This window comes from Occallatibacter gabretensis, from assembly GCF_001449115.1.
Taxonomy (GTDB): Bacteria; Acidobacteriota; Terriglobia; order Terriglobales; family Acidobacteriaceae; genus Telmatobacter; species Telmatobacter gabretensis.
In genome coordinates this window covers 326,718-340,549 of record NZ_LAIJ01000001.1, presented here as the reverse complement: position 1 = coordinate 340,549, position 13,832 = coordinate 326,718, and the positions used below count along the sequence as shown (strand labels likewise).

Here is a 13,832-nt window from a genome sequence, read left to right as displayed (position 1 = left end):
GTGCCTCCCTGGTGAGGTATTTCCCTTCCCTAATAGCTGGCTGCAAAGATCGATCGCAGCCTGGCGCGTAAACCGTTTTTCTCCGCCGCGCGCGAGACGCGCGTTCGGTGAGCGTACAAGAGCAGCCCGATGGCGGTGGCGTATGTGGGGCTGGCCAGATCGCCGGGCATGTTGGAGAGCCGGACAGGCATACCGGTGCGAGCAGGCACGCGAAGTTGGCTCTCGGTGACATCGAGCATTCCGGGGAGCTTTGCGCCGCCACCGGTGAGGACGCAGCCGGCTCCGAGAGCATCGAAGACGCCTCCCTGACGCAGGCTTTCCTTGACGAAATACAACAGCTCGCGGGCGCGCGGCTCCAGGATTTCTGCAATGGTGCGGAGGCGCAGCAACTGCGGCTGAGGATTTGCGATTTCGATTTCGGCGGTCTGCGGCACAGCAGTGACGACGGCGTGGCCGTACTGACGCTTGAGTTCCTCCGCTTGCGAGAGTGGCATCTGCAGGCCGACGGCGAGGTCGTTGGTGAAGTGCGCGCCGCCGACAGGAACGGAGCCGGTGTGAGCGACTGCCCCTTCAAAGAAGACAATGAGATCGGTGGAGTGCGCGCCGACGTCGATGAGGCAGATGCCAAGCTCGCGCTCATCGACGGAGAGCGTGGACTCGGCGGCGGCGATGGACTCAAGCACCGCTTCAGTAACTTCAAGGCCGGCACGATTGGCACAGGTGACGGTGCTTTGCAGCGCGGAGCCGGAGCAGGTGGCGATATGGAGATCGACTTCGAGGCGCGCACCGATCATGCCGATGGGATCGAAGATGCCGGGTTGCTCGTCCACGATGAATTGACGCGGCAGAAGGTGAAGAATTTCGCGGTCGGGCGGACGCTCCACGGCGCCGGCGCGCTCGACGGCAGTGCGGACATCTTCGCGGGTGATCTCACGCATACGTCCGGCGAGATCGAAGCCGCCGTTTGAGTTGACGCCGCGGATATGCGGACCGCCGATACCGACGACGCACGAGTCGATATTGACCCGAGCGGAGATTTCGGCCTTTTCGACGGCAGACTTGACGACTTTGGCGGCGGGGCCGAGATCGGAGATCATGCCTTTACGCATTCCCGCAGACGGAAGCGTGGCGTGACCGCGATAGCGTAATGCTCCCTCATTGAGATCACCAGCGAGAACGCGCGTCTCCGCGCTGCCTACGTCGAGCACTACGATCAGGTTTTCTTCTGTCTGGCTCATCGTTGGCTCACTCGTCCCACGTACGCGCGGTGTGGTTTGCGGTCTTGGATGCCGGTGTATTGCTGGCTACCCGGCGGGTCTGCGGATGCTTCTTTGTGTCTTTATGGGAAGCTGGATTGGCAGGCTTGGGCTGAGGCTTCTTTGCCTGGGCGGTTGCAGGGGCGGGGTTAGCCGCTGCAGCAACTTGGCCGTCAGCGGTGCTGGTGGAGGCCGGTGTGTCGGCTGTTGCGCCGGAAGCCATTTGCACGACTACCTGGTGGTCGTAACGTAGATCTACGCCGGCAAGGTGCGGGTACTGCTGGCGCCACTCTGCGATGTACTCCTTGTAACGCTGGTAGCGGTCAAGGAAATGATCGTTGCCGAAGTGCGCGAGAATGTCGTGGCCCGGCTCGGTCATAAGGACCCGGGCATCCTCAGGATCCGTGAGATCGATCTCGGAGATCTGATTCGAGAAATGCTGCCCGCTGGAATCGAGATCGCGCATGAGGTGCTGATAGACAGCCATGCGCGCCTTGCGCGATGGCTGCGTGTCTCCTTCATCGATGCCGGTGATGACGGGAAAGGAATAGTGATGCTGCGTCATGGTGGCCGCACGCATGGTGAGCAGGACGCCGTCTGCATCGACGAGACCGATCTGCTGGCCCTGGCGAACCATGGCGATGGGCGTGCGCTCGACAACGCTGATGCGAATGCGGTCGGGCAGGATGCGCATCACGGAGGCGCGCTGGATCCAGGGGATCTGCTCGAGCTGTTTGCGGCGATCGCTGAGATTGACGAAGAAGATGTTCCGGCCGATGTCCTCGCCGAAGACGGGAAGCAGGTCGGAACGGGAGACCTGACTAAGACCAGCGGCTTCAATGTTGGAAGATCCCTCGATGCGGAAGCGGGCATCGCGCTCAAGGTACCGTTTCGCCGTGAGCCAGCAGGCGATGCCCACAACCACGATGGCTAATGCGCCGAGAGCGAGAAAGACGCGGCCAGTTTTGCTCGCTGGACGCCACCAGGGACGCGACTGGCCTTTGAAGCGCTGGCGTGGACGCGGAAGATCGTACTCGTCGCCTTCTGAAGCGTCAGGATCGCGGCGCGAACGGGCTGCAGGAGACGCGGTCTGCCGAGTGCGCCGGAAGCGCGATTCGTTGGGCGCGTCGTCCTCCCATGGAAGGGTGCCGTTTTGGTTTGTCCGTTCTATAGTCACGCCTCTGGCACGGCACGTGAGATTCGCCAGACCTCATTATGGGGCGGATTCGAGCGCGGAACCGTAGCAGAGGATGCTAAAGGAACCTGTGCGGTTAATGAAAATAAGACAGGGACTCAGGAACCAGGAGACAAAGGGGCTGGGTGCGCCGCGACAGGTTAAGCTGAGGGCATGACAAAGGTCATTTGCAAGTGGGCGGCAGCGTTGGTTTTGCTGTTGGCTGTGGTGATTCCCTGTTCTGCGCAAACTGCGCCGGCATACAAGTATTTTCGTGTTGGCAATGCGGCGGACGCTCAAGTGAAACCGCAAGCCGGGTACGCGCTGATGGGCGGCGGAGAGGATCTGGATGAGGCTTTCCAGTGGCTCTGTGCGAGGGCCAATGGCGGCGATCTGCTGGTGCTGCGGGCGACGGGGACGGATGCGTACAACGACTACATACAGAAACTCTGCCATCTGAATTCGGAGGCGACGGTAGTGATTCCGAATCGCGAGGCGGCGAATGATCCGTTTGTAGCGAAGACGATTCGCAGTGCCAGCGCGATCTTTATTGCCGGCGGGGATCAGGCGAACTATCTCAACTTCTGGGAGCGTACGCCGGTGCAGACAGCGCTGAACGATGCGATTGCGCGCGGTGTGCCGCTGGGCGGAACGAGCGCGGGGCTGGCGGTGTTGGGCGAGTACGTCTACTCCGCGCAGGGAGACAAACCGAACGACCCGAACCTGGACGCGAAGACTGCGTTGCATGATCCATACTCGCAGCGAGTGACACTGGCCCGGGGATTCCTGGATATTCCAATACTGAAAGGCGTCATTACGGATACGCATTTTGCGAAGCGTGACCGGATGGGGCGACTGCTGGTGTTTCTTGCGCGGCTGGATGAGCCGGATGGTAAGCCTGTCTCTCCTAAAGCAACAGCACTTCGCGGTGTTGGTGTAGAGCAAGGAGTATCGGTGCTGCTAGAGCCTGACGGACAGGCATCTGTTGTTGGCAAAGGCTGCGCGTACTTTATTGGTTTGCCTGAGAGCGCCGGTCTGATTCGCCGAAACGCTCAGCTTACGTTTGGCCTGTATGCCGTGCAAAAGGTAACGTCCGGACATGCGTTCAATCTGAAGACGTGGACCGGCGATGCGACGCGGTATTCGTTATCCGTAAAGAATGGCGTGGTCAGTTCTACGCAGGCGGATGGGGCTATTTACTAAAAGCACAACGTTAAAGGCCTCCCGTCACGGGAGGCCTTTTTTGCTGTTTTGAAATCTGAGCTTTATCGTGAGCGGGGAGAACGGACGGTTTCCGGAAGGTGCTCTTCGATGAGCTTGCTGCGCCTGGCGGCGATGCCCGTGAGATAAGTCGGGAGCGGTGTAGCTGTAAGGACCAAAAGAAACGCGATAAACGAAAAGCAGACGCCAGCTATACCTGCCGAGACGAGCATTTGATACATGGAGACGATATCGAGGCCGAGGATGTTGAAAGCCACATGTTCGAGCGGCTTTATGTGCAGGATGGTCGCGAGTGCGAAGAGGAAGAATATTACGGCCAGCGAGGTAAGCACGGCGAGCGAAACATCGAGCCCGCGATGAAACTTGAGACGCGCGCGGCAGTGGCTGCACTCGACAAAGTGCTGCTCATAGTCGCGACGCATTTCGGGCGAGATTCCCGAGATGTCATAGCGCCAGCTGGCCAGAATTGCGCCAACCACGGGATCGCTGCATCGGGTACGTGCCATCGTTATCACTCACTTTAACAAGAAATTCAACGAATGCAATGATTCAGTCCCTTCGGCGGAACCTGAACAGTACATCCATTAGACTCAATTTTCGGCAACAGGATTCTTCCTGCAAGTGATTCAAATCACAAGGCAAAACGAGGCGCTTTGGCTTTTACCGAGCCAAAGCTATCTGCATTGAGGTGACCGTTCCTTACGATTGTAACGTAACTATTCGGTAAAGGAGGGGAGAAATTTTTCGCCGATTTCCGAGTTGACTGCGAGTTATCCTGTGCTGCACAGATTTTGAAGTGGCTTTTTTTGTGTGGGTTGCGGGATATTCCGCAGTTTCTGGAAAAATCTTTATGCGATCTTTATTCCGGAACTGTGCAGCTTTGCTGCCCAGTTTCGAGGGGCCTAAGGGGCATGGGAACTGAGGAACTCGATTTGTATAAAAAGCCTAGAAGTCATATATGCCCTCGATGATGAATTGGCTTTGCACCGATTCCGGTGCAGTGGGGATGGGGGAGGGGGTGGGTGGGTGTCCTCTCAAACGGCCACGGCCCGAACCTTTTGAGGTTCGGGCCGTGACATTTCTTCTGCTGATTATGAGTAAAGCATATTTGGGGTTAATTGCATGCAAATTATCTGAGGCATAAGCACGGTACGAAAGGACAATGGACTTTGGTAATGAATGACAGTGTCTCGTGGGTCGTGGCCAGAAAAAACAAAAGCAGGTCCTTCCCTCCGCCTGAAAAACGGCTATGGTCAGGATGACGGGCTTTGTGAGGGGGTAGACTCAGAACTCGATGGGGGTCATGCACTCGTGCTGGTGGGCAAGCAGGAGGCGGTTGCCGAGAAGGGTGCCGCGTGAGCTGAGGGCGCGTTCGGCGCAGATGCGGGCGAGTTCGGGGAGGTTGTTGGACTCCGAGAGGTGGCCGAGGATGACCCAGGTTGCGCCGCCGTCGTAGCCGGACTCGAGGAACTCGGCTGTTGCGTCATTGGAGAGATGGCCGACACGGGAGAGGACGCGCTGCTTGATCTGCCAGGGATAGGGGCCGTCACGGAGCATTTCGAGGTCGTGGTTGGACTCGATCATGAGGAGATCGAGATTCTGGAGCTGGGCTTTGACGTTGGGCGGGATGTAGCCGAGGTCGGTGGCGAGGGCCATGCGGATGCCTTCCGCCTGGAAGACGAAGCCGACGGGGTCGGATGCGTCATGCGGAATGGTGAAAGGGCTGATGGCGATGTCGCCTATCTGGAAGGGCTGACCGGCGGCAAAGAACTGGACTGACGGGAGCCATGTGGAGTCTTTCTTCGGCTTTGGGTCTTCTTCGGCGCAGGCTGCTATGGCGACGGCTTCTGTGGATTCGGTCTCGGACTGGTCCTGCTGGGCGGATTGGGCTTGTTGCGCTGCGCGCTGCTCTAGCCATTGGGCGTAGGTCATGGTGCGCTTGGGCGTGAGGTCGCGGACCCAGGCGCGGTGGGTCATCTCCGTGAAGTAGACGGGGATGCCGAGCTTGCGGGCGGTGACGGCGAGGCCGTTGATGTGGTCCTGATGCTCGTGGGTGATAAGGATGGCGTCGAGGGTGCAGGGGTCTTCTCCGGCGGCCTTCATGCGCTTGAAGAGCTCACGGCAACTTACGCCGGCATCGACGAGGATGCGTGTGCTGCCGCCGGTGACAACGGATGCGTTGCCCTTGGAGCCGGAGGAGAGCACGGTGAAGCGGACCATTGTTTGAGGATAGCGCGATTTGGGCTGGGTGAAATGCACAGGTGGGGTGACGAAGCGGGAACATGGTCCGGAATTTTTGATTCTAGGGCGTCTTATACAGGGTAAGTTTCAGATCCTTCCCACCCCGCCGTTTATCTGCTACTTCTCCGTCTATGATGCGGAGGTTTGAATGGGGCTTTCAGCGACCGACACGAGCACGTTGCCACCAGTTTGCGTTGCCTCAAGCACGACAATTAAATGGAACCTGCCTTCCCTGCGACTGATGAGATGAACGCTAAGTAGGTTGAGAATTTTTTGCCCCCATTCCTGAATGTCACGAAAGTCGGCGGGAGGTTGGTTCTTCGGGTCGAGCAGTTGTCGCACGCTGCCCTTATGCAACGCATCGCCGCATTTCCCGTAAAGAGTTATCAACTCGCTCTTGGTCAGGAACTCGCGGTCATAATCGCCCAGATGAACATGCCCCGGATTGAAGACAAGTTTTCGTGGCGACGGATAGAAATTTGGATGTAGCTTTTCCAGACGTTTAACAATTTCTCCGGCGTGGTAAGCCCTTTGAAGCGACGCCGACTTCGTTTCCTTTATGTCGCCGTGCGCGACTAGACAGCCGAGAGCGATCAGCTCACAAAGCATACGAAGCTGTAGAAAACAGTATTCCCGTTGCAGCGGCACGGGTAACGCGCAGCCAGAGTTTGTGAGCGTATTGATACTGAGGGCACGAAACTTCGCTTCCTCCATGATTGAGGTATAGATGTTGGCGACATGGAGGTCCGTTTGCGTTGGCATTAATTACCTTGGGGGGCAGAGTAGCACAACCCAAAGGAGCGCGGTTGTACAAATCCAAACGGATGTTTAGCCTCACCGTCCTTCACTCTCGATACCGATCAACGTCCCGGCTATTTCATAAAGAGTAAGTTTCTGGACACGCGTCCATACGGTCACTTGTCCGAAACCTAGCTTATTGGCACTAACTTTATTGCGTCTGAGAACATGTGTTAACGGGGAGAATTCATGTCACGAGAACAGAAAGTCGCTGCGGTTGAAGCTTATCTGGATTGCTTTGTCACAAAGGACTTGTCGAAGGTGCCCTTTGCCGAAGACGTAACGTTTGAAGGCCCACGCATGCCAAAGTTGACGGGGCGGCCAACTGTATTTGGATTTCTCACGCATATTCTTCCCATGGTGAAGGGTATTCAGTTAAAGCAGCACATCGTCGAAGGAGATTACGTCGCGACCGTCTTCGATATGGAGACAGTCAACGGAGTGGATCACGTTTGCGACCGAATTCACATCGTAGACGGACAGATTAAGGCGATACAGGCGTTCTATTACCCAGAGGAGATACCCGTGGGGCAAACTAGTTAGCACGTGCATCTGGCTTTCGCGATGTCCCGAAAAGGGTCCTTTGCGCCCATTGGGCCGGGGACAGTCTCGGTTGAAACCGCGAAAGTTATACTACCCAATCACGTTTCGGGTCTTTCACGTATAAACGTTTTACGGTGCCGCAAGAGGTGCACAGGTCAGCGAAAAGAGTCTCCCTTTTCTCCCTTGCGGTCCACCCGAAAAAGCGCTTCTTTTTCTCGTTGCAGAGGAGGCCGGGATATACGTCACCACCACCACCGGAGGCTGAGAGAGTAAGACCGCTGATGAGTTGTGAGCTGCCGCAGTGTTCACATGTGTTGTTGGGCATGGACAACTATAGCCCATTCGGGCAATTCATGATCTCCCGTATCGTCGCACAAAGGGCCCTTTACGGGACTGGCGCGAAGTTTCCGAAAACCCGACTTTTCGAGGAGAGACGCTGGGGCAGCGGGTGATATTACGATGGTCGAGAAGTCACTCAGCAGAACCGAGCTGTGCGTGTCTAACCGTTCGGCGGTGAGCTGTGAACTTTTGACATTCAAATTGCGTAATTGGGTGACGAAGGGGAACCCATGATTAGCAGAAAATGGTTGTTCTTGTTCTTGCCTGTGTTTCTTTGTTCGAGTCATTTGAGCTTTGGGCAGACCAGTGAGCATCCTGACGCTCTCTATGAGACGGTCAAGTCGCTCGACGCTAAACTGTTCGACGCCTACAACAAGTGTGACCTTGGAATACTCGGTTCCATGGTTTCCGACGATCTTGAGTTCTATCACGACCAAACAGGGTTAATGGTTGGAAGAGCACCATTCATCGCGGCAATCAAACAGAATATTTGCGGCAAGGTGCAGCGGACGTTGATCGAAAAGACGCTTGAGGTCTATCCACTGAAAGGCTACGGAGCGGTCGAAATCGGAATTCATCGATTCCATCATCCGAATGATCCTGACAACGTGGGAGATGCCAAGTTCGTGACGATCTGGCACAACGACAATGGCGTCTGGAGAGTTACACGAGTAATCAGCTACGAGCATAATGAGGGACTGCTCGCGAAGTAGGCTTTCCATTCTGCTTGATCGGGTGGTCCTGCATAGCTGTACAGATTGCGTCGCAACGTCACGAAATTATTTCCCACAAAGGGTAAGTTTCGGGACTGCTCCTCACAGCAAGTGAAAAATTAGAAATCCATATGGATGTAAATCCGTGCTGGCTTGGCAGCGGGTTCCGCATTATTCTGCTGACAAGCCACTGGGAGGGTTTGCTCTGCATGGGGAAAGCGTCTGCACTTGCTGCTGTGACTGGATGCGCCGTTGTATTGTTTGCTGCTGCTTCCCTGCACCGGGCGGCAATAGGCACGGTTCAGGCGGCGACTTCTACGTGGAGTCCGCAGGCGGCGGCTAAGTTTCTGGATGGGCGCGAGAGCTGGTGGCGGGAGTGGGATCACTCGAATCGCGATCATGGGACGAAGTGCGTAAGCTGCCATACGCAGGCGCCGATGGCGATGGCGCGGCCTATGCTGCGTGGGGCGCTGGGTGAGACCGGGATGACTGCGGGTGAGACAGCGATGCTGGCCGATGTGACGAAGCGCGTGCAGGCGTGGGACCAGATGCTTCCCTTTTACGATGACGCGACGTATGGCAAGGGCAAGGAGATTGAGTCGCGCAATGCGGAGAGTGTGCTGAACGCGATCATTCTCACGAATTACGACATGCCGAAAAAGCACATGAGCGAGCTGACGCGGACGGCCTACGACCATGCTTGGGCGTTGCAGGCGAAGACGGGACCGGATGCGGGGGCGTGGGTGTGGCAGAACTTTGATTACACGCCGTGGGAGTCGAAGGAGAGCGCGTATCACTGGGCGGCGGTGCTGGCGGTGACGATTGGCAAGGCTCCGGATGGGTATCGGAAAGACGCGAAGGTTCAGGAGAATCTGAAGCTGCTGGCTGCGTATTTGAAGAGCCATTATGAGGAGCAGCCGCTGGTGAATAAGGTTGCGGCGTTGTGGGCTTCTGAGTGGTTTCCTGAGGTGATGACGAAGGCGCAATGCCAGAAGCTGATTGCGGAGTTGACGGCGAAGCAGCGCGCGGATGGCGGATGGAGCATGGCGGACCTGGGGACGTGGGTGCGGCGGGATGGGACGCCGATTGAGACGCGGCCGGATGGGTATGCGACGGGGTTGACGGTGCTGGCGCTGGAGGAGACGCACTGCAATTGCAGTTGCGGGGCGATCAAGGCGCGGGGGCTGGATTGGTTGGCTGGAAATCAGAATCCTGAGACGGGGGCTTGGCCGGCGTGGTCGCTGAATAAGAATCGTGATCCTAAGAATCCGGTGAGCTTGTTTATGAGTGATGCGGCTACGGGATATGCGGTGGCGGCGCTGGAAGAGGCAAAGGCGGGTGCTAGCCGCTAGCTTTTAGCTTCTAGCTTGGTGGTGGGAGAACGGGCGGGAGTGCTGTCCCACCCATGGCGCAAAGAACGCGCCATGAATAGGGCACCCGTTGTGGTGGGGCTCGCAAAAAGCAAAAGCAAGAACAACCGCAGGTCCTTCGACTCGTTTCATGCTCACGCAAGAAACTTCGCTCAGGATGACAACTTTATTTTTTGGTAGATACTAGTCGGACAACGCGCCGGCGGGGATTTCGATGGCTACGAGTGTGCCGCGGCCGGGATTGCTGACGACGGTGAAGCGCGCCTGGGGGCCGTAGAGGACTTCGAGGCGTTCCTGGACATTTTTCATGCCGATGCCTGCGCCCTTGCGGCTTACGGATGTGGACGTGCCGGCTGTGATGCCGACGCCATCGTCCGCGACTTCAATCAAGACGCGATCTCCGACGAGGCGGCTGCGAATGGTGATGATGCCGCCGTGGATGCGCGGTTCGAGGCCGTGTTTGATGGAGTTTTCAACGAGCGGCTGGAGGAGGATGCTGGGCACGGGGAGGTGGAGCGTGCGCGGGTCGATCTCCTTTTCAACGCGAAGCTTTTCTGCGCCGAAGCGGACGACTTCAATGTCAAGGTAATCGTCTGTGAATTTGAGCTCGTCTGAGAGCGGGACGAAGCTGTCGTGGTCTTTGAGCAGGGCGCGGAGGATGTTGGCGAGCTTAACGGTCATCTCGCGAGCGAGCTCGGGCTTGATGCGGACGAGCGAGGCGATGGAGTTGAGGGTGTTGAAGAGGAAGTGCGGATTGATCTGGCGCTGAAGGGCGTCGAGGCGGGCTTCGAGGAGGAGGCGTTTTTGCTCTTCTAGCTTGAGCTCGATGCGGAGGGCGTTCCAGACCTTGAGCGCGATGCCGACGACCATGGGAGCGCAGAGCCAGACGAGGGGCTGGAGCTCCCAGAGGCCGGTGTTGAGCGCGAAGAGGCGCCTGGGGTAGATGCGGGCGATCCACTCATGCGCGATCTCAAAGAGCACGATGAGGAAGAGCATGAGGATCTGGCGGTCAATGCGAGGCTGACGGATATTGCGGCGGACCCAGCGGTAGAGGCTGAGATCGACGAAGGGGGTGAAGTCCCAGACTTCTTCTTTTTCGACGGAAAGGCCGAGGAGGCCGGCTGCGAGACCGAGGACCGCATTGAATGGCAGCGCCAGGAATTCATGGTGGTAAACGGCGGGCGCGGAGAGGACGATGCCGCCGATAATGGCTTCGACGGGACCGAGAAGCAGGCCGAGGAGGATGACGGTTTCAAAGGAGATGTCAGCGGCGAGGAAGTTGGGGACGGTGGCGCGGATCCAGACGCCGAGGGTGAGGGGGATGAGAAAAAATGCCATCAGCGCAACGGTTTGGCTGCGGCGGCGGCGATCGGCGAAGAGAAGCTGCTGGAAGGTGCGCGAGCGGGCGAGAGCCGAGGCTACGGCGGCGGCGACGCCGAGCTTGACGAGCAGCGTGATGAGCAGGAGGGTGTTCGTCACTGGTCTTAATGTATCGCTTGTGTCTGGATCGCTTGTATCTGGGATGGGGGCGGGAACATCTAATGAGCGGAACTACAATGAAAACTATGGCGTTTGCGAGTGTAAAGAAGGTTGCCGAAGCGGATTTCCCTACGCGGTGGGGACATTTCAGGATTCTGGGATTTGAAGGCGTGAAGCCTGAGGCCAAGTGTGGGGAAAATGCTCTGCCTGAGGTGGAGGGGCTGGTCGCGCTGGTGATGGGCGATGTCCATTCCACTGCGCCGCTGGTGCGGATTCACTCGCAGTGTCTGACGGGGGATGTGTTTCACTCGCTGCGGTGCGATTGCCGGCTGCAGCTGGAGCTGGCTCTGAGCAAGATTGTGGATGCCGGCGCGGGGATTCTGCTGTACGAGCAGCAGGAGGGACGCGGGATTGGGCTGATGGCGAAGCTGAAGGCCTATGAGCTGCAGGACCAGGGGCTGGATACGGTGGAGGCCAACGAGGAGCTGGGATTCGAAGCGGATTGCAGGGCTTATGAGCTTCCGGGCGCTGTGCTGAAGCTGCTGGATGTGAATAAGGTTCGGCTGATTACGAACAATCCTGACAAGGTGGCGGCGCTGGAGACGGCGGGGATTGCGGTGGTGGAGCGGGTTTCGGCTGAGGTAGCGCCGGAGGAGACCTTCGAGCGCTACCTGAAGACGAAGCAGGAAAAGATGGGGCACATTGTGGATACGCTGGTGAGCGACGAATAGCTGGCGCCAGGCAGCGAGCTACTTCTTTGGAGCCAGCAGTGAAAGCGCTGGCAGCGCGACGACTATCAGGAAGAGAATCGTCAGCGTCCAGCTTAGCCACTTCTTTCCCGGATGGTTGACCCAATAGCAGAGCAGCGCGGAGAGCAGCAATGCCTGCGGCACGACTTCCAGGTAGCCAAGAAACTGTTTTGCTGCGGGAGTCGTTGTGTAGATGAATCCTTCGAGCGATCCTCCCGGCGCGGCAAAGGTGCCGAGGATTCCTATGGCGATCAAAATCCAGCTCATCAGTAGCCAGCCGTTTTTGCGGTTGAAGAGCAGGCTGCGTAACGGATAAAAGACTGAGGCGAAGAGAACGCCGCGCACGACCTGCAGGGCGGGACCGAAGAGCACCCACGCGCTTGTCATAGGCCTCATGCCTGAGTCCGGCTTATTGATCGAGTCCGCATAATGCAGGAAATGGAAGGCGAGCGCGCCCATCATGAAGTATGTGAGGGCGTGGCAGACAGCAGTCTTTGCGGCGAGAGACAGGAAGCCCGGCTGGCGATCTTGCATGAGGTTCCCCCTTTGGTACCGGCCAGCGAGGGGGCGCATGGATGCCGGATTATCCGGATGATACGCCGGTTACGCGGGGATGGTTCCGTTTTTTGGATCTGATTTGTGGACTATTACTGCTATCGCAAAGCTTTGAGCACCTTGGCGGTGGTGACGACCTGGCCTACGTGGCGCTGGGTATGGTCGGCGACGTGGATGAGCGCTCCGCCGATGCTGGTAGGAAGCTGCTTGCGGCCCACACCGCGGAAGGTGTTGAAGTCGGCGGTGGAGAGAGTGCGGATGCGCTCGGTGGCGTTTGAGAAAGAGACTTCGACTTCAGCAATGAGGGCGGCGAGGGTTTCGCGTTCGTCGCTGCCCTGTTCGGATTTCAGTTGCGTAAGTTGATCCGGTGTTAGCTGATTGCCTTCGGCATAGGTGAGAAGACGATCGACCGAGCGGGCGATGTGGCGCAGATGAAAGGCGACCGGGGGCAGTCCGAGCGGGAGGGTGTGGACTTCGCTGTCGGTGAGGCTTTCGGTCCACTTGGTGATGTCGTCGAGAGCGAGATCGAGCGCGTGGAGGACGGCGCGACCGACTGCGGGAACATCCGAGTAGGTGCCGCTGAGCCAAGGCTCGACATAGGGGGCAGGGGCTGCTGGTGTGCTCATGAATGTTCGCTTTCTAAGGGCTCAGAATTTTCAGCTTGGGCCAGGAACTCGGCGGGAGTCAAGATGGGAATGCCATTCCAGGGATTAAGGACCGGCAGGTCGCTGTCGCTGCTGACAATCACTGCAACTTCGGCAACCTGCGCCAGCGCGAGAATGTGATTATCATTTACATCGCGGCAGCGTGGATAGATACCGGCGATATCCGATGCGGTAACTGGGAACAAGTGGCCCTCGTGGCTAACAGTGCTGAGGAAGTTATCGCGAGACTCAATGGACACATAGCGATCAAAGCGCTTTTGATGGAGCGTCACATTCAGTTCTTCAAGAATTCCCTTGCTAATGTAAAGCTCATCGAGAGCAAACGCTTTATATAGTGCCAGGTACGGCACCGAATCCTTTCGTAAAGCCGCACCTACAAGCGTGCTGGTATCAAACAGTACGCGCCGCTTCATCGCGTGCCTCATGCACCATTCTCACAATGTCTTCATCTGTCAGGTTCGCGGCTTCCGGGGAAATCTGGTCCCCATACAGAATCCGCCACGCTTCCAGGGCGGCGGCTGCCTTGGTGCGATTTCTCTTGGATGCCGCATCGAGAATCTTCATATCCTCCGGCGAGACGACATATGCCGCCGGACGGCCATGACGGGTAATGGCGACAGGCTCGCGCTGGGCCGTATCGAGCAGCTTGCCGAAGTTGTTCTGAGCTTCCGCGGATGTAAGGGTGATCATGGCGCGCCCTCCGATATTAGCTATTTTAGCAAAGTTAGC

The 13,832-nt window shown here is 57.6% G+C and carries 15 protein-coding genes; 5 read left to right on the top strand and 10 right to left on the bottom strand.

Features of this window, described 5'->3' with window-relative positions:
• Nucleotides 1-29: 29 nt before the first annotated feature.
• Both ftsA and VO84_RS01360 read right to left on the bottom strand, forming a co-directional pair.
• On the bottom strand, nucleotides 30-1,238 hold the full coding sequence (gene ftsA, locus VO84_RS01365) for a cell division protein FtsA (RefSeq protein WP_058185475.1): 1,209 nt from the start codon (nucleotides 1,236-1,238) through the stop codon (nucleotides 30-32).
• A gap of 7 nt (nucleotides 1,239-1,245) precedes the next feature.
• Nucleotides 1,246-2,433: a cell division protein FtsQ/DivIB gene (locus tag VO84_RS01360; RefSeq protein ID WP_058185474.1), complete on the bottom strand. Its 1,188-nt coding sequence runs from the start codon at nucleotides 2,431-2,433 to the stop codon at nucleotides 1,246-1,248.
• A 171-nt stretch (nucleotides 2,434-2,604) separates the two neighbouring features.
• Between VO84_RS01360 and VO84_RS01355 the strand changes: the two genes are divergently transcribed.
• Entirely contained in the window at nucleotides 2,605-3,633 is a 1,029-nt protein-coding gene (locus tag VO84_RS01355; RefSeq protein WP_058185473.1) for a cyanophycinase, read from the top strand.
• Nucleotides 3,634-3,695: 62 nt separating this feature from the next.
• On the opposite strand, the gene VO84_RS01350 is transcribed toward VO84_RS01355, so the two are convergent.
• From VO84_RS01350 to VO84_RS01340, 3 genes are all read right to left on the bottom strand, one after another.
• Entirely contained in the window at nucleotides 3,696-4,157 is a 462-nt protein-coding gene (locus VO84_RS01350; RefSeq protein WP_058185472.1) for a hypothetical protein, read from the bottom strand.
• 778 nt (nucleotides 4,158-4,935) lie between these two features.
• Nucleotides 4,936-5,871, bottom strand: coding sequence for an MBL fold metallo-hydrolase (locus VO84_RS01345; RefSeq protein ID WP_058185471.1), 936 nt, complete (start codon nucleotides 5,869-5,871; stop codon nucleotides 4,936-4,938).
• 150 nt (nucleotides 5,872-6,021) lie between these two features.
• Nucleotides 6,022-6,606, bottom strand: a complete 585-nt coding sequence (locus VO84_RS01340) for a hypothetical protein (RefSeq protein ID WP_197413853.1) — start codon at nucleotides 6,604-6,606, stop codon at nucleotides 6,022-6,024.
• Between the two features lie 273 nt (nucleotides 6,607-6,879).
• Here VO84_RS01340 and VO84_RS01335 point away from each other — a divergent pair, with 273 nt between their 5' ends.
• The 3 genes from VO84_RS01335 (at nucleotide 6,880) to VO84_RS01325 (ending at nucleotide 9,637) form a co-directional block, all read left to right on the top strand.
• Nucleotides 6,880-7,233, top strand: a complete 354-nt coding sequence (locus tag VO84_RS01335) for a nuclear transport factor 2 family protein (protein WP_058185469.1) — start codon at nucleotides 6,880-6,882, stop codon at nucleotides 7,231-7,233.
• A gap of 605 nt (nucleotides 7,234-7,838) precedes the next feature.
• Entirely contained in the window at nucleotides 7,839-8,285 is a 447-nt protein-coding gene (locus tag VO84_RS01330) for a nuclear transport factor 2 family protein (protein WP_231737736.1), read from the top strand.
• Between the two features lie 209 nt (nucleotides 8,286-8,494).
• On the top strand, nucleotides 8,495-9,637 hold the full coding sequence (locus VO84_RS01325) for a hypothetical protein (protein ID WP_157439656.1): 1,143 nt from the start codon (nucleotides 8,495-8,497) through the stop codon (nucleotides 9,635-9,637).
• 201 nt (nucleotides 9,638-9,838) lie between these two features.
• Here the strand turns inward: VO84_RS01325 and VO84_RS01320 are convergent, their stop codons facing one another.
• The gene (locus VO84_RS01320; RefSeq protein ID WP_058185466.1) at nucleotides 9,839-11,134 is read right to left on the bottom strand and encodes a sensor histidine kinase; all 1,296 of its coding nucleotides are present in this window, start codon (nucleotides 11,132-11,134) and stop codon (nucleotides 9,839-9,841) included.
• 86 nt (nucleotides 11,135-11,220) lie between these two features.
• Between VO84_RS01320 and ribA the strand changes: the two genes are divergently transcribed.
• Nucleotides 11,221-11,865, top strand: coding sequence for a GTP cyclohydrolase II (ribA, locus tag VO84_RS01315; RefSeq protein ID WP_058185465.1), 645 nt, complete (start codon nucleotides 11,221-11,223; stop codon nucleotides 11,863-11,865).
• 18 nt (nucleotides 11,866-11,883) lie between these two features.
• Here ribA and VO84_RS01310 read toward each other — a convergent pair whose 3' ends face one another.
• The 4 genes from VO84_RS01310 to VO84_RS01295 form a co-directional block, all read right to left on the bottom strand.
• On the bottom strand, nucleotides 11,884-12,417 hold the full coding sequence (locus VO84_RS01310) for a hypothetical protein (RefSeq protein ID WP_058185464.1): 534 nt from the start codon (nucleotides 12,415-12,417) through the stop codon (nucleotides 11,884-11,886).
• Nucleotides 12,418-12,536: 119 nt separating this feature from the next.
• Nucleotides 12,537-13,064, bottom strand: coding sequence for a DinB family protein (locus VO84_RS01305; RefSeq protein ID WP_058185463.1), 528 nt, complete (start codon nucleotides 13,062-13,064; stop codon nucleotides 12,537-12,539).
• Nucleotides 13,061-13,516 (bottom strand): putative toxin-antitoxin system toxin component, PIN family, encoded by a 456-nt coding sequence (locus VO84_RS01300; protein ID WP_058185462.1) that lies wholly within the window; start codon nucleotides 13,514-13,516, stop codon nucleotides 13,061-13,063. Before VO84_RS01300 ends, VO84_RS01305 begins: the two co-directional genes overlap by 4 nt.
• Nucleotides 13,494-13,793: a type II toxin-antitoxin system Phd/YefM family antitoxin gene (locus VO84_RS01295; protein ID WP_058185461.1), complete on the bottom strand. Its 300-nt coding sequence runs from the start codon at nucleotides 13,791-13,793 to the stop codon at nucleotides 13,494-13,496. The genes VO84_RS01300 and VO84_RS01295 overlap by 23 nt, the downstream gene beginning before the upstream one ends.
• Nucleotides 13,794-13,832: the final 39 nt, after the last annotated feature.